The organism is Cryobacterium sp. Hh11, assembly GCF_004404045.1.
Classification (GTDB): domain Bacteria; phylum Actinomycetota; class Actinomycetes; order Actinomycetales; family Microbacteriaceae; genus Cryobacterium; species Cryobacterium levicorallinum.
The window spans coordinates 109,785-127,809 of sequence record NZ_SOHF01000026.1; the positions used below are offsets into that span (position 1 = coordinate 109,785).

At 66.4% G+C, this 18,025-nt stretch carries 15 protein-coding genes; 8 read left to right on the plus strand and 7 right to left on the minus strand.

The features are described from left to right. Positions 1 to 9 precede the first annotated feature (9 nt). Positions 10 to 1,767, plus strand: coding sequence for an aldehyde dehydrogenase family protein (locus E3T46_RS13050; RefSeq protein ID WP_134578873.1), 1,758 nt, complete (start codon positions 10 to 12; stop codon positions 1,765 to 1,767). A gap of 78 nt (positions 1,768 to 1,845) precedes the next feature. Next, positions 1,846 to 3,132, plus strand: coding sequence for a bifunctional GNAT family N-acetyltransferase/ATP-binding protein (locus E3T46_RS13055; RefSeq protein WP_134442847.1), 1,287 nt, complete (start codon positions 1,846 to 1,848; stop codon positions 3,130 to 3,132). Positions 3,133 to 3,168: 36 nt separating this feature from the next. Here E3T46_RS13055 and E3T46_RS13060 read toward each other — a convergent pair whose 3' ends face one another. Then, positions 3,169 to 5,832, minus strand: coding sequence for a helix-turn-helix transcriptional regulator (locus tag E3T46_RS13060; RefSeq protein WP_134578874.1), 2,664 nt, complete (start codon positions 5,830 to 5,832; stop codon positions 3,169 to 3,171). 269 nt (positions 5,833 to 6,101) lie between these two features. Continuing rightward, positions 6,102 to 8,801 (minus strand): LuxR C-terminal-related transcriptional regulator, encoded by a 2,700-nt coding sequence (locus tag E3T46_RS13065; protein WP_166790281.1) that lies wholly within the window; start codon positions 8,799 to 8,801, stop codon positions 6,102 to 6,104. A 395-nt stretch (positions 8,802 to 9,196) separates the two neighbouring features. Here E3T46_RS13065 and E3T46_RS13070 point away from each other — a divergent pair, with 395 nt between their 5' ends. Next, positions 9,197 to 9,403, plus strand: coding sequence for a SipW-dependent-type signal peptide-containing protein (locus E3T46_RS13070; RefSeq protein WP_134578876.1), 207 nt, complete (start codon positions 9,197 to 9,199; stop codon positions 9,401 to 9,403). 188 nt (positions 9,404 to 9,591) lie between these two features. Here E3T46_RS13070 and E3T46_RS13075 read toward each other — a convergent pair whose 3' ends face one another. Continuing rightward, positions 9,592 to 10,056 (minus strand): hypothetical protein, encoded by a 465-nt coding sequence (locus E3T46_RS13075; RefSeq protein WP_134578877.1) that lies wholly within the window; start codon positions 10,054 to 10,056, stop codon positions 9,592 to 9,594. Positions 10,057 to 10,448: 392 nt separating this feature from the next. Between E3T46_RS13075 and E3T46_RS13080 the strand changes: the two genes are divergently transcribed. From E3T46_RS13080 to E3T46_RS13090, 3 genes are read left to right on the plus strand one after another with little or no spacing between them, the layout of a single operon-like run. Then, positions 10,449 to 11,558, plus strand: coding sequence for an ATP-binding cassette domain-containing protein (locus E3T46_RS13080; RefSeq protein ID WP_134578878.1), 1,110 nt, complete (start codon positions 10,449 to 10,451; stop codon positions 11,556 to 11,558). Continuing rightward, complete coding sequence (locus E3T46_RS13085; protein ID WP_277870972.1) at positions 11,555 to 12,538, plus strand: ABC transporter permease; 984 nt, start codon at positions 11,555 to 11,557, stop codon at positions 12,536 to 12,538. Before E3T46_RS13080 ends, E3T46_RS13085 begins: the two co-directional genes overlap by 4 nt. Before the next feature lie 37 nt (positions 12,539 to 12,575). Continuing rightward, the gene (locus tag E3T46_RS13090; RefSeq protein WP_134578879.1) at positions 12,576 to 12,968 is read left to right on the plus strand and encodes a VOC family protein; all 393 of its coding nucleotides are present in this window, start codon (positions 12,576 to 12,578) and stop codon (positions 12,966 to 12,968) included. A 43-nt stretch (positions 12,969 to 13,011) separates the two neighbouring features. Here the strand turns inward: E3T46_RS13090 and E3T46_RS13095 are convergent, their stop codons facing one another. Then, positions 13,012 to 13,863, minus strand: a complete 852-nt coding sequence (locus E3T46_RS13095) for a LysR family substrate-binding domain-containing protein (protein ID WP_166790282.1) — start codon at positions 13,861 to 13,863, stop codon at positions 13,012 to 13,014. A gap of 73 nt (positions 13,864 to 13,936) precedes the next feature. On the opposite strand from E3T46_RS13095, the gene E3T46_RS13100 reads away from it, so the two are divergent. Further along, a complete protein-coding gene (locus tag E3T46_RS13100; protein ID WP_092452082.1) occupies positions 13,937 to 14,377 on the plus strand; it encodes a DUF5997 family protein in 441 nt (146 codons plus the stop codon). A 221-nt stretch (positions 14,378 to 14,598) separates the two neighbouring features. On the opposite strand, the gene E3T46_RS13105 is transcribed toward E3T46_RS13100, so the two are convergent. Next, the gene (locus E3T46_RS13105) at positions 14,599 to 15,264 is read right to left on the minus strand and encodes an alpha/beta fold hydrolase (protein ID WP_134473178.1); all 666 of its coding nucleotides are present in this window, start codon (positions 15,262 to 15,264) and stop codon (positions 14,599 to 14,601) included. Positions 15,265 to 15,564: 300 nt separating this feature from the next. Between E3T46_RS13105 and E3T46_RS13110 the strand changes: the two genes are divergently transcribed. Next, positions 15,565 to 16,149, plus strand: coding sequence for an NUDIX hydrolase family protein (locus tag E3T46_RS13110; protein ID WP_134578881.1), 585 nt, complete (start codon positions 15,565 to 15,567; stop codon positions 16,147 to 16,149). 25 nt (positions 16,150 to 16,174) lie between these two features. Here E3T46_RS13110 and E3T46_RS13115 read toward each other — a convergent pair whose 3' ends face one another. Next, positions 16,175 to 17,164, minus strand: a complete 990-nt coding sequence (locus E3T46_RS13115; protein WP_134578882.1) for a nucleoside hydrolase — start codon at positions 17,162 to 17,164, stop codon at positions 16,175 to 16,177. Between the two features lie 90 nt (positions 17,165 to 17,254). Next, on the minus strand, positions 17,255 to 17,752 hold the full coding sequence (locus E3T46_RS13120) for a GNAT family N-acetyltransferase (protein WP_134473176.1): 498 nt from the start codon (positions 17,750 to 17,752) through the stop codon (positions 17,255 to 17,257). Positions 17,753 to 18,025: the final 273 nt, after the last annotated feature.

Genomic DNA, 18,025 nt, shown 5'->3' on the forward strand with positions numbered 1-18,025 from the left:
GGGAGACCAATGACGGTGGATCAGGCTGGGCTCGACCTCTGCATCGCAGCGCTGGCACGGGGGAGTGCGGGGTGGGCGGCGACCACCCTAGCGGCGCGAGCCGATCTGCTGGCGAGTGTCGCAGCATCCGTCGGCGCCGAAGCCGAGCGCTGGGTGCTCGCTGCCGCGCACGCCAAGGGGCTCGACCAGGCGTCGCCGCTGATCGGGGAGGAATGGCTGACCGGGCCGTACGGCGTGCTCACGTCACTGGCCGCTCTGCAGCGCACACTTCGGGTGCTCGACGCCGGACACAGCCCGCTCGCCGGCCGGCGGCTGGGGCGGGCGCCGGGCGGTCGGGTCACGGTTTCTGTGCTTCCGCACAATGCCTGGGACGGGCTCCTGCTGCACGGATTCACCGCCCAGGCCTGGCTGCGACCAGGCGTCACAGCGGCGCAGGCCCGATCCCGGGCCGGACTGGGGCAGCACGTTTCCGGCAGGGCACCCAGTGAGGGCTCTGGGCCCAGGCCCGACCGTGGAATAGGCCTCGTGCTCGGCGCCGGAAACATCAGTTCGATCGCGCCGCTCGACGTGCTCTACGAACTCGTGGCGCACAATCGGGTCTCCATCCTCAAGCTCAACCCCACCTTCGACGGCCTGCTGCCGGTCTATCGTGCGGCGCTCGCCCCACTCATCGAGGCCGGACTGCTTTGCATCGTCACCGGCGGCGCCGATGTGGGCGACTATCTCGCGCACCACGCCGGCATCGGCCACGTGCACATTACCGGCAGCGCGGCCACCCACGACGCCATCGTGTTCGCCGGCTCGAAAACGGATGCTCCGCGCCTCACCAAACCGATCACCAGCGAACTCGGCGGTGTCTCACCGATCATCGTGCTGCCGGGCCGGTGGAGCACCCGCGACCTGCGCTATCAGGCCGAACACGTCGCCACCATGCGGCTGCACAACGGCGGCTACAACTGCATCGCCGGACAGGTGCTCGTACTCAGCGCCGCCTGGCCGCAGAAGCGCGCGTTTCTGGACGCGGTCGCGGCGGCCCTCGCATCCGCACCGGCTCGGCCAGCCTGGTACCCCGGCAGCGATGAGCGGATGCGCGCGGCTCGCGCCGCCTACCCGGCCGCGCGTTCGATTCCCGGCGGGCGCCTGCTCGTGGCAGCCGGGGCGAGTCGTGACGCGCCGCAAACGGGCGGTGTGGACTCGGCCGAGCCGTGGGCATCCGCTGGGCCGGAAGATATGCTCAGAACGGAATACTTCGCGCCGGTGCTCGGCGTCGTCGAACTTGCGGGCTCGGGCCAGGCGTTTCTCGACGCGGCCGTCGAGACGGTAAACCGCGACTTTCTCGGCACGCTCGGCGCGAATATTCTCGGAGTGCCGAGCACGATCCGCCGGCTCGGTGCCGGGTTCGAGCAGGCCCTGGCGCGTTTGCGCTATGGAACCATCGCGATCAACGCCTGGACCGGCGTCGGGTTTCTGTCAGCGGCGGCGCCGTGGGGTGCATTCCCGGGGCATGCCCTCAGCGACGTGCAGAGCGGCATCGGCGTGGTGCACAATGCCCTGTTGCTCGACGACGTGGAGCGCACCGTCGTGCGGGGGCCCTTTCGGCCGTTTCCACGCTCGATCGTGCACGGGGAGTGGGCGCTGCTGCCGAAGCCTCCGTGGTTCGTCTCAGCCCGAAGTGGCGCCCTGACCGCTCGCCTGCTGACCGAATTCGCCGCGCGTCCCTCGGTGCGCAGGCTGCCGGGCATCCTTGCCGCCGCCTTTCGCGCCTGACCCTGTTCCTTCGGCCACTTCGTGACTGCAGTCCGGGTGCAATAGTGTGGCAGCACACCCAATAATGCGAGGTTCACGATGACTGGCTGGCGACTGCGCGATTTTCACTCCGACGATCTGGACGGCATTCTGCGCCTGTGGGACGAGATCAAGGCCGCCGACACCGAGCCGGTTTACGGCCTGTCCGAGGTGCTCACCTCCTGCCAGAAAGACCATGCCATCGTGGCCCTGCACGGAGATGAGGTGATCGGTGCCGCCGTCGGCCGCGCCGCGCACGCTCAGGGCTGGATTGTCTTTCTGGCGACCGCGGAAAAGTGGCAGAGTCAGGGCATCGGTACGGCAATGCTCGCCGCGCTCGAGGCCCGCATGGCCCCGCACGGCATGACCAAGCTGTCGGCGCTCATGCCCGAATCCGAGACCAAGGTCGACGCTTTTATCAACCGCGGCTTCGAGGTCAAGAAGAACCTGCGCTACTTCGAACGGCACATTCCCGTGCAGCGCGAGGAACTCAAGCTGCTCGGCGAACTTGGCGGCCGGGTGCTGCCGCGCGACCTCTGGCAGAAGGTCGGCGGCATGGCGCGCGAGAAGGAATTGCTCGAACGCCGCCTGGTTATGCCCCTGGCCAAGCCGGAACTGGCCGAGCAGTACGGTGTTTCTCCGCCCAAGGCGGTCGTGCTGTTCGGCCCTCCCGGCACGGGAAAGACCACCTTCGCCAAGGCGATCGCTTCTCGCCTGGAATGGTCGTTCATCGAGGTGTTCCCGTCGCGCCTGGCTGCCGACCCGCAAGGTCTGGCCGGGGCGCTGCGTGAAACCTTCCTCAAGATTTCCGAATTGGAACACGCGGTGGTGTTCATTGACGAGGTCGAAGAGATCGCGTCCCAGCGCTCGGGCGAACCGCCGTCGGCGATGCAGGGCGTGACCAACGAACTGCTCAAGATCATCCCGGCGTTCCGTGACCAGCCCGGGCGCCTGCTGGTCTGTGCGACCAACTTCATTCGTGCGCTCGACTCCGCCTTTCTCCGCCACGGCCGCTTCGACTACGTCGTGCCGATCGGGCTGCCGGATGTTGCCGCTCGCCAGGCCATCTGGGAGCGGTACATTCCGCAAGGCGTGACGGACGAGGTCGACCTCGCGGTGCTGGTCGAAAAGAGCGAGGGATTCTCGCCCGCTGACGTTGAGTATGCCGCGCATCGGGCGTCCCAGCATGCCCTGGAAAAGGCGTTGTACTCGGCCGACGATGGTCCGGTCATTAATGGTCCGAGCACCGCGGACTACGTCAGGGCCATCTCGGAAACCCGCATGACCGTCTCCGCCGAGGTCGCCGCCGAGTTCCTCGAAGACATCGAGCGGCTCGCCCGGCTCTAGCCAAACGGATGCCCGGGCCCGGAACGGATTGCGGGGTCAGGCTACGGAGTCGGTGATCTCGTCGTTCAGATCGGTGGATGAGTCCTCGGGGATCAACACGGCAAGGGGCGTGCGCCCGGCTCGCGGGCTCTGCCCGGTCTTGACTCGCGCCTGGTAGAGGTGGGACTCAACCGTGCGCACCGAGACATACAGTGCAGTCGCGATCTGTCGGTTGGTCAGGCCTCGCTCGGCCAGTATGGTGATTTCCTTCTCCCTCCCGGTCAACAGGTGAGCGCCGTCGAAGGCCACGAACGACTCAGCGCGTTCCCCGCTGTCGATTGGAACTGAAGCCAGCTGGGTCGCTGCGCCGTTCGGGATGCTCGAGCCCACGTGTGAAACGCGCGTCGTACCAACCGGAGCGTCCGAGACCGCAGCACCCGTGACCGGCGTTCCCCCAACGTGAGCAGTCGCGACCGGAGCGGACGAGATCGACGCGTCGCGGGCATCCGTTTCATCGTCCCGTTCGGTCAGCAACCGGGTGACGTGGCCGGCGGGCTGGCCGAGCTGCACAAATATCTCGATCAGCCAGGCACGAATGATCGGTGAGCGATTGCCGGCCGTTTCGTACAGGTAGACGGCCAGCAACTGAGCACTGTCGGTGCCTGCGTTGAGCAGGAACCCCAGATCAAACCGGCCGATCGCCGGCATTCGGGCAGCGGATGCCGCTGCCATCAGACCCAGCCGGGCGAGCGAACTCGCGCGCAGGCACTGCAGCCAGGGCTGCCAGCGATTCGGCTGCGCCGAACCGTTGTCGGCCGGCCGGTCCAATTCCCCGCCGACGAAGCCCAGCAGGGCCAGGCTGCCAAGGTCCCCCATCTGGATGGCGCTGGTGATCCACCCGTTCACCTCGCCGAGGGCCACGGTCCGGTCTGACCCGGTCAGGCAGCGAATGGCGGCACCGGTATGGAAAATCTCCAGGGCCAGCCCCTCGGCGGAATACACGTCTGATGTGCGCGGCACCCGGTCGCGCTCATTGAGGCTGGTGGCGAGATCGACCAGGCGCAGCGCGTCAGCGGGACGCCCCTGGTGGGCCAGGCTCAGACCGGTGAGGCAGGCCGCGTGAATGCGGGTGACGGTGTCGTAGTCGGCCGTGCGGGCGAGGCGCTCGCCGCGCGCGGCCGCGATCGCCCACTGCCGATTCTGCACCGTTTCGGTGAGTCCGATGAAGGCCAACTCGCCGACCATTATGGGGTCGCCGACAAACCAGCCAGCCGCCCTGGCACGCAATTTGGCAAAGTCGGCACCGGTCATGACGCCGAACGTGGCCAGTTCCCGCAACCAGCGCAGCAGCAGTGCGCCGTCGGCCGGCGTGCGCAGATACTGTTCCGCGTCGACCAATTCTGCCCGCGCTGCGGCCGGACGGCCATCGCCGGCCAGTGCCCGGGAGTACTCGATCATCGACGGTAGCGCCGGTTCGAGCTGCCGGGCAAGTCCCGCCAACAGCAACGACTGGTCGGTGAGCCCTCGCGTGCGGCTGCGCCGGGCCGCAACGAGCAGAATATCGGCGACGGTTTCGGAGGGCACCGCGTCGAGCACTTCGGGACGCAGGGCGACGGAGGTAGTCCAGCTATCGGCGATGACGAGGCTCTCGGCCGGGGTCGTCACGCCGCCGTGCGTGCGATCCAACAGCAGCAGGTCGACGATCTGGGCCGTCATGTTCCGCAGCAGGTCGGGATCGCAGTCGGCCAGCGCTCCGTCGGAGAACATGGTCGGGGCATGCAGTAGGCCGGCCGGCAGCCGATGCAGAAACCCCCGACGAAGCAGGTCCCGCAGGGCTGCCGGGCGGCACAGCAGGGTCGCGTGCGAGTAGGAAATGCCGTCCAGCCGGCCGATCAGGGCGAGCACGGCGAATTGGTGGGGTGTCAGACCGCGCAACTGATGCGCCACCACATCGAGAATTCGCCGCGACGGCGGGAATCGCGAGAAGGAGACCAGTTCCTGGTCGTCGGGCGGCTGCTGCTGGCGCATGACTTCGGCCGTGAGCTCCCGCAGCAGCATTCGAGACCCGCCGCTGCGTGAGTGCAGCAGCGCACGAGCGCCGCGTTCGAATTGCCCGGTCGGAGCGAAGTGGGTCACGAGAGCCGACGATTCAGCGGGGGTGAGTGCCTCCAGATCGACGCGGTCGGCGCCGCCCTTGACCCAGAGCTCGTCGACCAGCTGAACCGTGATGCTGTCGGTTTCGGTGGTCAAGCCGGTCGCCAGCAGATCGCTCGCCACGAGCAAGACCACTTCGCCCCCGGCGGCCAGCCGGTAGAGGCAGTCCATGGTCTGGGCATCCAGCAGGTGCGCATCGTCCACGCTGATCACCGGCCGCTCACACTGGCCGTGATCGCGGGCGTACTTCAGCAGCCGAGTAGCGGTGACCGGCTCGGTTCCGCCGAGCGCGAGGGCCAGACGCAGGTTGGAGCCGTTACTGATCGACCCGAACGGCACCGTGTGTGAGAGCGCGGTGGCCGCGATCTCGACCGGGTCGCCGCCATCCGTGCGCAGAATCGTCGTCACCGACCCGAGCAACTGGGATTTGCCATAACCGGGAGGCCCGAAGATGACGACGCTGCGCCCCGACTGCACAATGTCGGCGATTCCCCGAGCATTGCGACCAATAGTCGCGGGAGCGTCGACCGGCATCCGCTGCCCATCCTGGTGCTTTTGGCCGTCCACGTCTCCCCCGGTTCGGCCGATGCATACCGCCTTGCGGCAAGACCTGTCAAAAATGATGCTGAACGTTACGATACCCACTTTCGAGGGGTATCGACCCGGCGGTGACCCCGGGGGCTACTGGGATCAATAAACCGACTACTGGGATTCTTGCGAATCAGGGTTGAGATTTGCGCATTTTGCGCCACTGGCACTGGCACTGGCACTGGTAATGCCGCAGAGCCGATCATCAACGCGGTGAGTGGATGCCGCAGTGGCGGCCCCAGCCCCCGCTACACGCTCGTGAGGTCTCCGCGAGAGTTTTGCCCGGTCTTGATGCGCGCCTGGTAGAGGTGCGATTCGACCGTGCGCACCGAGAGAAACAGACTCTTGGCGATGTCCCGGTTACTCAGGCCCCGGGTGGCGAGCGACGTGACTTCCCGCTCGCGCTCGGTCAGCAGCACCGGGTAGGTCAGCAGCACCGGCTCGATCAGGAGCGACGCCGGCACGTTCACCGGCAGCTGGCGGCTGGCCAGCGAGAAGCCGTCGGCCCGTAAGCGGCTGAGGTCGGCGGAGTCGCTCTGGCCGTGCAGCTCGTGCATTGCTGCGGCCTCGTTGCTCGCCGTCATGGCAATTCCGTAGGCGCCGAGGTCGGCCAACTGTCCGGCCGCGAGGTCGAGTGCTGCGGCGTCCTGGGCGGCCACAGCGCGCGTGCGCTGGGCCAGTGCGGCGACTATCGGCGCGTCGTTCGTTGCCACCGCGCGGTCGAGAATGTGCACAAGATCATTGGGGGGCTCGCCGAGCCCCACGAGAACGTCGAGCAGCCAGGCCCGCATCACGGGAGTCTGCGCCTCCGCCGATTCGTACAGCTGAGAGGCGACCAGGCGAGCACCATCCGTGCTGCCCGCGGTCAGCAGGCCCTTGAGGGTCGAGCGGGTGGTCTCGAATTGATAGAGGGCAGTCATTTCTTCAGGCAGCACGCGTATTTTTGCAATCTTGGCGCGGGCGGCATCCATTAAACCCATTCGGGCTAGGGAGCTGGCGTGCAGGCACTGAATCCACGTGCGCCACGCGTCGGGGTCCGAGCGCGCGAATTGAGCGTCGGCGGCACGCAGGTCGGCTTCGGTGCCGGCCACGTCACCACGAAATTGCGAGAGTTCGGCCGCGACAAAGCCGAGAAAGCCGAGGTTGCCGAGATCGTGATTGATGATCGATCGGCTGATCCACTCGTCAAGCTCGTCAGCGACGACCTGCACCCCGAACCCGCTCAGGCAACGCACGGCGGCGCTGCTGTAGAAGATTTCGAGCGCCAGCCCCTCACCGGAATAGATGTCGGCGTCGCGCTGCGCGAGGTCGCGCCGATTGAGGGTGGTCGCGAGGTCGAACATGCCGAGCCCTTGGGCAGTGCGGCCGTCGTAGGCGTGGCCTACACCACTCAGGCAGGCGGCACGAATTCGTGTGATGACATCACAGTCCTCATTGCGCGCAATGCTTTCCCCGTCAACGGCCACGCGTGGCCAGTCCACGTCCTGCACAGACTGGGTCAGACGAACGAAATCCACCTCACCGTGCATCATTGTGCTGGTGGGAAACCAACTGGCGGCCTGGGTGCGCAACGCGGTGAAATCATCCGCTGTCATGGTGGTGAACTTGGCCAGCGACATGTGCCAGCGCGCGAGTTTGACGCCATCGGCGGGGGTGTGCAGCAACTCCTCGGTGTTCGCGAGCACGGCCAGCGCGGCCGAATAGCGCTCGCCGCTGGCGAGAGCACGCGAATACTCGATCGTGGCCTTGAGGCCGGGTTCCAGGCGCAGGGTGATCGCCGAATAGAGCAAAGCCTTCTCGGTCAGACCGAGACTACGGCTGCGCCGCGCCGCCACCAGCAACACGTCGGCGACGACACTGCTTCCCCACTCGTCGACTACGCTCGGAGGCAGATTGCCTGACGCCGTCCAGCTGTCGGCAATTGTCACGCACTCGGCCGGGGTGGTGGTGAAGCCGTAGTGTCGGTCGGTCAGCAGAATCGACACGATCAGGGCTTGCTGGGTGCGCAGCTGCTCGGCATCGCAGACGGTCAGTGCCACGTCGGCGAGCAGTGTGCGCGCCTGCAACTGACCGGAACGTTCGGCGTCCGGATACACGTATCCGCGACGAATCAGGTCGCGGAGTTCACCGGCGTCACAGATCATTGACGCGCGGCCGGTGGAGATGCCGGTCAGGGAGCCGATCAGAGCGAGAGTGACCAGCTGGGTCGCGGTCAGGCCGCGCAGCTGATGCGCGAGGAGGTCGAGGATGCGCTGCGACGGTGTGTGCAGGGCAAAGGCGGTGCGATCGCGGTCATCGGGCAGGGGCTGCTGGCGCACGGCCTCGCTGGTCAATTCCCGCAGCAGCAGCCGGGACCCGCCGCTGCGGGAGTGCAGAAACGCCAGCGTGACTCGATCGAACTGGGTCGTCGGGGCGAATTCCCGCACGAGCTGCCCGGATTGCACCGGGCTGAGCGGCTCAAGGTCGATGCGTTCGGCGCCGCCCCTGATCCAGAGTTCGTCCAGCAGACGAATGGTGGCTGCGTCGGTCGTGGGGGTGTCGATCGCGGGTACGAGATCGCTAGTGACGAGCAAGACGACCGACCGCGCGGCGGCAAGCTGGTACAGGCTGTCCATCGATTGCGGGTCGAGCAGGTGGGCATCGTCGACCATGATGACCGGGTGACTGCTCCCGGTTTGGGCCTGGGCCGAGCTCAGCAGAGTCGCCGTGCTGAACTCGCCATCGGTGGGGGACATTGCGAGGCCGAGCTGTGACCGGATCGACCCGCATGGAACTGAGTGCACGAGGGGGTTTACCGCAATATTGAGGGGTTCTCTGCCGAGCGCGCGTAGGGTGAGGGCGATGGACTCGAACAGCACGCTTTTTCCGTAGCCGAGCGGGGCAAAGATCACCACACTCTGGTTGCCGCTGAGGGTTTCAACAATGCCGTGGGCTGTGCGGCCGATCACGCGGGGGGTAGCGGCAGCGCGGTGTTCACTGCCGTGCGTTCGCTCCAATCGTGCCCACCCCCGTTTGTACTGGCACATTTAGCCGTTAGACCTTTTATACGGCAAATGCCACAATGTTTACATCGTTTAAGGGTGCGTGGTAAGGATTGCCAATGAATCCCAGTGCTCTGCCGAGACTTACTGGGGCCTGCCGACACGACACTGGGTCGATACGGACTTGCTACCGAACCGCACACCCGGAACTACTGGCCTTGAGGTCAACGACACGTGAAGCGCACCGGTGTAGGGCAGGAGGCCCTGTCTGGCTCGTGGTAACCGCTGAGCACTTTCACGAAGCGCCCATTGAGGCCGCCCAAAAGTGCGACACGATCGCGCCGATATATAGGAGTGCCACCATGGCACACCAGGCACCGGAGCAGTTCGTCGACAGCCGCCAAAAGCGCAGCCGCCGACTTCGCGCCGTTCTGGCCGGAGGCCTCGTACTGGGCCTCGGCGCCGCCGTCACCCTGGCGGCCTGGAACGACTCGGAGTTCGCTCGGGGCAGCTTCGCCGCCGGCGGCTTCAACCTGGTCGGCAGCTCGTTCCCGCCACGACCCCGTTAGGCGCAAACCCCGCCACGACGACCTCGTTCGCCCTCGCCTCCGGAGCGGATGCCGCCGCCGGCGCACCCGGCTCTAGCCGAGCGGACACCCGGAACCATTGAACGCGGGCCCAGTTTTTAGACTGGGCCCGCGTTCGGGGAGGGGCCGGGGGCGGAGGACGAGCCCTGGACGGCTGCGAAACGAGGCGTTCAGCGTGCCCGGCGGTGGTAAACCAGAGCGGCGACGAGCGCTTGCCAGATGGCGAAAAACTCGACGACGAGTGACAGCAGACCGAGCGGTTCCAGCCAGTTTCCGATGTCGCCCATGGCCATCGGCATGCCGACGGTGCGATTGATGACGAAGCCGACGATGACGGCCGCAGACAGCGCAGCAGCGCCGAGGAAGTCGATTCTCGATCCGACGACGAGAACGCGTTCGATCAATACGGCCGCAGCGATGATGATGCCGATGTACGCGAAGGCCAGATAGGGAGTCTCGGCGAATTTGCCGGGGAGGTCGAGGATGTGAATCGCCCCGATGACGGCGAGCGACAATGCAACGGTGATGCGGCGTGTGAGCAGGTGCTGGTCGATGAGGCGCGCGGCCGTGCTGCCCGGATGTGCAGCAGGGGGCTGCATCGGTTCGTCAGGCGATCGCGTGGCGGGCGTAGTCATAAATACCTCTCCATGGGGTGTTTCCCCGCATGAATAGTGACAGGCATGTGACGCGCACGGGCGATTCATCGGCAGTGCACAGCACACTCCGTGTTCGCTGCCAGCCACGTTCCTGAGATCTTCAGAGCAGGGAGCCGATCGGGTCTTCCAATGCCGAGAGAGACCGCGGGTATAGCCCTATCGGGGCATGAAGCAAACCACATCAGTGAATTTGCAGCCCGAAGCTCTCGACCCCGCCCGGTGCGTACTGTCGGTGGCGGTTACCGATGGCAACGATGTGGGTGAGACCGACCTGGGAACCTGAGCCGTGTTTCTAAGCCGGGCCCGCGTTCCGGGCCGGGCCCTGCCCAAGATTGGGCGAGCGGTTGTCGATGTCGGAGGCGGTTACTAGCATGGCATCGAACCTGATTGCACCACCCGATCGGCAAGGAATTCCCGTGATCATTGAGGCCCAGGGCCTGACCAAGACCTACCAGTCAAAGAGCGGTCCGGTGCACGCGCTCGCCGGGCTCGACCTGCAGGTTCCGCGCGGTACGGTCAAGGCGCTCCTCGGCCCGAACGGCGCCGGAAAGACCACCGTCGTCAAAATGCTGACAACCTTGATTCGACCGGATGCCGGCACCGCCGTTATCGACGGAATCGACGTCGTTCGCCACCCCAAATCGGTGCGGCGCATCATCGGGGTGTCCGGCCAGTACGCCGCCGTCGACGAGAACCTCACCGGGTTCGAAAACCTGGAAATGGTCGGCCGGCTGTATCACCTGGGCGGCCCGGCCGCCCGCAAACGGGCGCAGGAGCTGATCGACCTGTTCGAGCTCACCGCCGCCGGCAATAGGCCGGTCAAGGGGTTTTCCGGCGGCATGCGGCGCCGCATCGACCTCGCGGGGGCGCTCGTGATCAACCCCAAGGTGCTCTTTCTCGACGAACCGACGACCGGGCTCGACCCGCGCAGTCGCATCGCCCTGTGGGACGTGATCAAACGCCTCGTCGCCGACGGCACAACCGTGCTGCTGACCACGCAATACCTCGAAGAGGCCGACCAACTCGCCGATGACATCGTCGTGATCGACGACGGCCGGGTCATCGCCGAGGGCACCTCCGATCAACTCAAGGCTCAGATCGGCGGGCACCGCGTGGTGGTCGCCCTCGTCGATGCGGCCGACGGCGCGGCCGCCCGCGACATTCTCGCCCGGCACGGATCGGGTGTTCCCTCGATCTCCACCGATGGTCGGGGAGTCGAAGTCGCCGTCACCGACGGCCCCACCGCCCTGCAGAACATGCTCGCCGACCTGCGCGCCGCAGAGGTCACTCTGCACGATGCCGGCATGCGCCGCCCCACCCTGGACGACGTCTTCCTCAAGCTCACCGGTCACAAGGCCGACCTCAACACGGCCGACGATGACGATTCCAGCGGGCCCAAGCTCTCCAAACGAGCGCAGGCCAAACGCGACCAGGCGCGGGTAGCGGATGCCTCAGCTGCAGATTTGGAGAGCGTCAAATGAATGCGCGCCACGCCGATACCCCGGCTGAGTCCGTTCCGGCTCAGCCCGTCTCGCCTGCGTCCCCTCCCACCGCGTTTGCGATCGCGGACTCTGCCACGACGGAAGTCGCACCGGCCGTGGCCGACGCAAACGGTGAGCGGGCCAGCGCTCGGGTGGCCACTCTGCCTCCGCTTCCTACCTGGAACCCGTTTTCCCTGTGGTACTCCGACGGCTGGACCGTCACCAAGCGCAACATGATCAAGATCAAGCGCTCGCCGGACATGCTCGTGTTCGCCGTGATCCAGCCGATCATGTTCGTGTTGCTGTTCAGCCAGGTCTATGGCGGGGCCATTGCGGTTGCGGGCAGCGACTATACCCAGTTCCTGATGGCCGGTATTTTTGCGCAGACGGTCGTGTTCGGCGCGACGTTCTCGGGCGCTGCCATGGCGCTCGACCTGAAAGAGGGCATTATCGACCGCTTTCGGAGCTTGCCGATGAACGCATCCGCTGTGCTGATTGGACGCACCAACGGCGATCTGGTGCTGAATACCATCTCAATGGTGATCATGATGGCCACCGGGCTCGCGGTCGGCTGGCGGGTCAACACCTCCCCGCCCGAATTTCTGGCGGGAGTCGGGCTGCTGCTGCTGTTCGGCTACGCGTTCAGCTGGGTGATGGCGCTGCTCGGCATGAGCGTGAAGAGCCCTGAGGTCATCAACAATGCGTCGTTTCTGATTCTGTTCCCGCTGACCTTCGTCTCGAACGCGTTCGTGCCGAGTGAAACTCTGCCGACCGCGCTGCGCGTCTTCGCCGAGTGGAACCCGGTGTCCTCGCTCGTGCAGGCCGTGCGGCAGCTGTTCGGCAACCTCGGCACGGCGCCGGTTCCCGATATCTGGACCATGCAAAACCCGGTCCTGACCGTGTTGATCGGCATTACCGCGATGCTGCTCGTGTTCGTGCCCCTGTGCATCCGCAAGTTCGCGTCGATCAGCTCCCGCTGACCCGGCCAAACCCGCACCACTCTAGAGGGAGTTACCCATGACCGAACATGCCGTAGGTATTGTCGCCGGCTTCAGTGGATTCGCGGTCGAAGATCTCGACGCCGCGCGAACCTTCTACGCCGAGACGCTGGGCCTCGAGGTCACGGTGGGCGAGATGGGGATGCTGCGCATTGCACTGCCCGATGGCGCCACCGTGATCGTGTACCCCAAGCCCGATTTCGTGCCGGCCACGTACACGATTCTGAACTTCGCGGTGACCGACCTCGATGCCACCGTCGATGAGCTCACCGAGCGCGGCGTGGAGTTTCTCCGCTACGACGGCTTCGAGCAGAACGACAAGGGAATTGCCGTTGGCGGCGGGCAGGGGCCGGATATCGCCTGGTTCACCGACCCGTCCGGCAATATTTTGTCGGTGTTGAAGAACCCGTAGCAGCGAGGTCGCGCCCAACGCAACCGGTCTCTGGGCATCCGTTCTAGTGCCCCCGACCTTTGCCCTTGTTGGGGTTCTTGGTCGGACGGGTGCGGCCGGGGGCGCTCTCGGTTCTCTTGCGCACGGCCGGTTTGGCTTTCGCTGCGGCGACCCGGATGGCTTTGGCGGCGGCCTTGGCTTTGTCGGTCTTCTTGGGCTTGCGTGGCGGCTTGGCCGGGCGCCCGTCGCTGCGAAGCTCGGGCTGCGCTTCGTCTGCGAGAGCGGCTGCGGCTGCGTCGGCGGCACCGGCATCCGTTCGTGAACTCGCCTTTGAGCGGCCGCGCACGATGCCGATGAATTCCTCGATGTCCTCGGTGGTTTCGCGGGTGATCCAGGCGAGGGCGATCTGCGTGTCGGCGACACCGGTGACCGGGCGGGACACGACGTCCTTGCGGCCGTACAGCCGGGCGATCGAGTGCGGCACAATGATGATGCCGACGCCGGCGGCAACCTGCTCCATGGTTTCGTCGAGGTCGCGCATCGGCGGCAGGGGCCGGCGGGTGCCGTCGCGCACCTCGTCGGCGAGGTCGCGCCACTCGGGCACGTCGTCGGGGTTCTGCAGCAGATGCTCCCCGGCCAGATCGGCCAGCAGCACGGTCTCGGCCTGCTCGAGTGCGTGATCCTTCGACGCGACTACGACCGGGATCTCGTTGTACAGGTTGATGACGCTCAGATTGGTTTCATCGATGGGCAGGCGCACCAGGCTGACCTCGGCCCGACCGTCGTGCAGCACCGAAATTTGCTCGTCAGTTTCGGTGCGAAACACGGTGAGGGGCACGTCGGGGCGGCGGTCGCCCCAGATCCGGGTCCATTTGGTGGGGGTGACACCGGCGACGAAGGCGATGGAAAAGCTCACCGGCATCCTTTCTCGTAGTAGTTGAGGGGCTATTTGCCCAAATGAGGGCCCTCTCAGGCTATACGCTTGAACAATGAGTTCCGAGAAGAAGCCCCAGACCATGAAGCCCGCCACGGCGGCCCAGAAACTCGGGATTCTGCTCGACGCGGCACCGGCCGAGTTCCAGACCGAATTTGTCAGCCGCACCGAGCTCGCCGAGCTCATGGCGAACCCGCCGGAGTGGCTGGCGCTGCTGCGCACCAACGGTCCGCACCCGCGCCAGGTCGTCGCCGCCAAGCTCGGCGTCTCGATTTCCGGCCTGGCCCGCAGCGAGATCACCGACCCGCTGACCACCGCCGAGATTTCCGCCCTGCTGCAGCAGCCGCCGGCCTGGCTCGTGCTGGAGCGTTCCACCCAGGCCGGCGTGCGCGCCGACCAGATCGCGGTGAAAGACCGCGACGCCCACCGCGCGGCCAAGAAGGCGCACGTCGAGCGCCAGGCTTCGCAGGAGCAGGCCAAGCGCGACCGCTCATAGTTCTCATCCGCTTTACGCTGCGCGGGAGGCGCAAATCCCGCGCACTGGCGTGAGTCCAGCGCTCTGGCGTAAAAAGTAGCTCGACGGTCAGAGGCTCGCTAGCCATGCTGGTCGTCCCGTTCGGCTGCGTGTGCCCAGTACGGGCGCGGCGCGGCGGTGACCGCTTGCTGTCGTGACTGAGAGTGGATGCCGCGCTGCGGCATCCACTCGGCTGAGCGTTTCTAGGCGGCCGGCCTGGACGCGGCGTCGGAGTACTGTGTGCGCAGAAAGTTGACGACGTCGCCGAGCTCGACCTGCGAGATCGAGTGCGGCAGACCCTCGTAGATGCGCTCGGTCAGCGTGCTGTGCCCGGGCAGCCAGGCCTGGGTGCGTTCGATCGCGCTGGTCGGAATCACGGTGTCGGCGGTTCCGCGACCCCAGAACACGGGAACCGGCCGCTCGGCCAGCTCGGCGTCGCTGTGCTGCGGTCCGCTGGCGACGAATCCGGAGAGGTTCACCGCGAAGCTGAAGCGGTCGGGCGCGGCGCGCAGCAGCTCGAGCGCCATTGCTCCCCCCTGCGAGAACCCGAGCAGACCGATCGATGGCGGCTGCTGCGGCAGGGCGTCGAGCCAGTCGAGCACCGCGGTTACGGCCGCCGCGACGGGGGCCGGGTCGGGGCTGCCCGGCTCCGCGATCGGAAACCAGGCCCAGCCGTCGGTGACCGGCGCCGGTGCCTGCAGGGGCGCGCGCAGGGCCGCGATCACCGGCTCAAGCGGCAGGTGCGGTGCGAGGGAAAACAGGTCGCCCTCGTGCGAGCCGTAGCCGTGCAGGATCAGCAACAAGGGGCGGTCAGCCTGGTCGGCGCCGGTGGCCGACCAGAGAACGGCGGCGTTATCGATGGTGGTCATAGCTTCCTCCAAATAGCTCGCGACTCGTGGACGCCGCGCACTCCCATACTTCCATTGCCGTGCCGTCCAGACGTGCCGCGTCGATGATCATCTCGAACTATGTCAGCCGGTTGCTCGGCATAACTCCTGCAGAAAATTGACGTGCGCGACTCGATGGCAGCAAATCATTGGAGAGGCGGCCGAGCACCGCGCGAATTGCAGGAGTTATGAGCGTGGTGAGGGAGGGGACCGGCCCACGGCAGTCCGGGCGGAGCGGCACGCGAGTGCGCGCCCGGAGCCCACGTAGGAGAGAATGGCATTATGAGCGTGCGAACCCCTGACCCAGACCCGGACTGGACGCCGAAGCCCCCCGAGGGAGCCCCGAACACGAATCCGGGCTGGCTGAAGGACGTTGAACTGGCCGAGATCCGTCGTCGCCTTCCGATTCTCTACATTGAGGCCGTGCCCGTGCGGGTTGACGGTCTCGGCCAGGTCGTCGAGGTCGGTGTGCTGCTCCGTGCCCGTTCAACCGGCGAGATGACCCGCACCCTCGTCTCCGGCCGGGTGCTCTATGGCGAGACCTTGCGCGATGCGCTTTTTCGTCACCTCGAGAAGGACCTCGGCCCGATGGCCTTCCCGCAGCTTCCGGTCAGCCCGGTGCCGTTCACCGTTGCGGAGTACTTTCCGCTGCCGGGCATTACCGCCTACACGGATGACCGCCAGCACGCCGTCTCGCTGGCCTACGTCGTTCCCGTCACCGGTACCTGCGACCCGCGACAGGATGCCCTCGAACTCACCTGGATGACGCCGACCGAGGCCGTGTCACCGGGAGTGTCGGCTGAGATGGAAGGCGGCCGCGGCGCCCTGCTGCGCGCCGCGATGGCGTCGGTCGGCCTGCTCTACTGAGCCGGGCGGCAGCATCCGCTCACCGCTAGGCGAGCTGCGGCAGCGCCGAACCAAGCCCGAGCGTGTCGAGGAACAGGCGCGCGTAGCGGTCGACATCGACGTCGAGCGCGACCTCAGCGACCTCCCAGTCGCCGGCCAGGCCGTGCAGGATGTCTTCCCCCGGATGCGTGCGCTTGTCGACCAGGGTCTGCCCGCGGCCGTAACCCGCAAGCTGCACGCGTAATGGCAGCATCTGGGTGGTTAGCGCGCCCGGATCGACGAGGGCGCAGATCGCCCCGGCATCACCGATCAGGCCGGTGTATTCGGCGTTGCGTCCCGAGCCGAGGGCGATCCGGTTGCTGAGCAGCCGGCCGACGACCTGGGCGAGATTCGACTCGCTGCGCACGAGTGACAGAGCGATCTGCTCGCCAATCGCGACCTGATTGAACACGTCGAGCCCATACATGAAGGTGGGCACCCCGGAATCGAGCACGATGGCCGCGGCCTCCGGGTCGTGCCAGACGTTGAACTCGGCGACCGCGGTCGCGTTTCCGACCGTCGTGGAACCGCCCATGAAGACGATGCGTTCAATATTTTTGACCAGATCGGGGTACTGGCGCAGCAGCAGGGCAAGGTTTGTCTGCGGAGCGAGCCCGATCAGGGTGACCGGGCGGGGGCTGTCCAAAATCAGTCGGCGCATGAGCTCGATCGAGCTGATGGACTCGGCCGTGCGGTCGGTCGGCGGCAACTGCAGTGTGCCGAGGCCGCTCTCGCCGTGCACGTGCGCGGCCGATCTGGCCGGTTCCAGTAGGGGGCGGCGGGCGCCGGCCGCGACCGGAATGGACGGCGCGTCGGCGACGTCGAGCACGCGCAGGGTGTTCTCGACGACGCGGTCGAGTGAGGCGTTTCCGGCCACGCAACTGATGCCGAGCACGTTGATGCCGGGGTGCTTGACCGCGAACAGGATGGCCAGGGCGTCGTCAACGCCGGTGTCAACGTCGAGGATGACGGGGATTGCCGCCGTGGAATTAGTCATCAGATCACCCTATTGGGTCTGCTGTGGCCCAGATCCCCGCAGGTGGGTTTGCGCCCCTTATCGGCTCATTCTGCACTTCTGAGCAGACCTTCAGCGAACCAGACGCACCTCGTGCAGCATTTCGCCGAGAACCTCTTCGGTCTTCTCCCGACCGTCAGCCGTGTAGCCGTTGCGCGCGTAGAAAGCGTGGGCGCGCGGGTTATCGGCGGCCACCCAGAGCACCGACGGGCCGGCATCGACGACGGCGTCGAACAGCAGTCGACCGACGCCGACGCCGTGGTGCGCATTGAGCAGGTACATGACCTTCAATTCGCGAGTGGATGCCGGCAGGTCGTCTTCCTGACCCGGGGCGCTCGCAGCGAAACCGATGATCTCGCCGCTGCCGTCGACGGCGACGACCTGTTGGTACTCGTGACCGAGCTTGGTGATGCCGTGCCACATCGTGGCGAGACGCTCCGGTCGCAGGTGGGACAACGCGGCCTGGCTGAGCAGGTGATCATAGGTTTCATGCCAGCAGGCGGCGTGTACGCGGCCCAGGCTTTCGGCATCCGCTTCTTCTACGGGTCGAACGACAACTGTGGTGTTCATGATTCGACACTATCCGTCTTTGCGGGCGGTCCCGGACACACGAAGGGGCCGGCCTCCGAAGAGACCGGCCCAATTGTTTCAAGCGGATGCTGCTGGCCGTTTAGCCCTGCGAGCGGCGGGGAGCCGAGCGGCCTGCTCCACCCGAGCCGGGTCCGCGAACGAGTCCGCCGACCTGGAGGCTGCCGACGCGAGCGCCGCCCGAGCGGCCAGCGGCCGAACCCGAGCGGGGAGCGCTGGAGGCAGCGCCGGCCGGACGGCCGGTGCGCTCGCGAC

What these genes read in the sequence shown, in the direction of transcription:
- E3T46_RS13050 (WP_134578873.1), top strand. Translation starts at nt 10, where the DNA reads ATGACGGTGGATCAGGCTGGGCTCGACCTCTGCATCGCAGCGCTGGCA.
- E3T46_RS13055 (WP_134442847.1), top strand. Translation starts at nt 1,846, where the DNA reads ATGACTGGCTGGCGACTGCGCGATTTTCACTCCGACGATCTGGACGGC.
- E3T46_RS13070 (WP_134578876.1), top strand. Translation starts at nt 9,197, where the DNA reads ATGGCACACCAGGCACCGGAGCAGTTCGTCGACAGCCGCCAAAAGCGC.
- E3T46_RS13075 (WP_134578877.1), bottom strand. Translation starts at nt 10,056, where the DNA reads ATGACTACGCCCGCCACGCGATCGCCTGACGAACCGATGCAGCCCCCT.
- E3T46_RS13080 (WP_134578878.1), top strand. Translation starts at nt 10,449, where the DNA reads ATGGCATCGAACCTGATTGCACCACCCGATCGGCAAGGAATTCCCGTG.
- E3T46_RS13085 (WP_277870972.1), top strand. Translation starts at nt 11,555, where the DNA reads ATGAATGCGCGCCACGCCGATACCCCGGCTGAGTCCGTTCCGGCTCAG.
- E3T46_RS13090 (WP_134578879.1), top strand. Translation starts at nt 12,576, where the DNA reads ATGACCGAACATGCCGTAGGTATTGTCGCCGGCTTCAGTGGATTCGCG.
- E3T46_RS13100 (WP_092452082.1), top strand. Translation starts at nt 13,937, where the DNA reads ATGAGTTCCGAGAAGAAGCCCCAGACCATGAAGCCCGCCACGGCGGCC.
- E3T46_RS13105 (WP_134473178.1), bottom strand. Translation starts at nt 15,264, where the DNA reads ATGACCACCATCGATAACGCCGCCGTTCTCTGGTCGGCCACCGGCGCC.
- E3T46_RS13110 (WP_134578881.1), top strand. Translation starts at nt 15,565, where the DNA reads ATGAGCGTGCGAACCCCTGACCCAGACCCGGACTGGACGCCGAAGCCC.
- E3T46_RS13115 (WP_134578882.1), bottom strand. Translation starts at nt 17,164, where the DNA reads ATGACTAATTCCACGGCGGCAATCCCCGTCATCCTCGACGTTGACACC.
- E3T46_RS13120 (WP_134473176.1), bottom strand. Translation starts at nt 17,752, where the DNA reads ATGAACACCACAGTTGTCGTTCGACCCGTAGAAGAAGCGGATGCCGAA.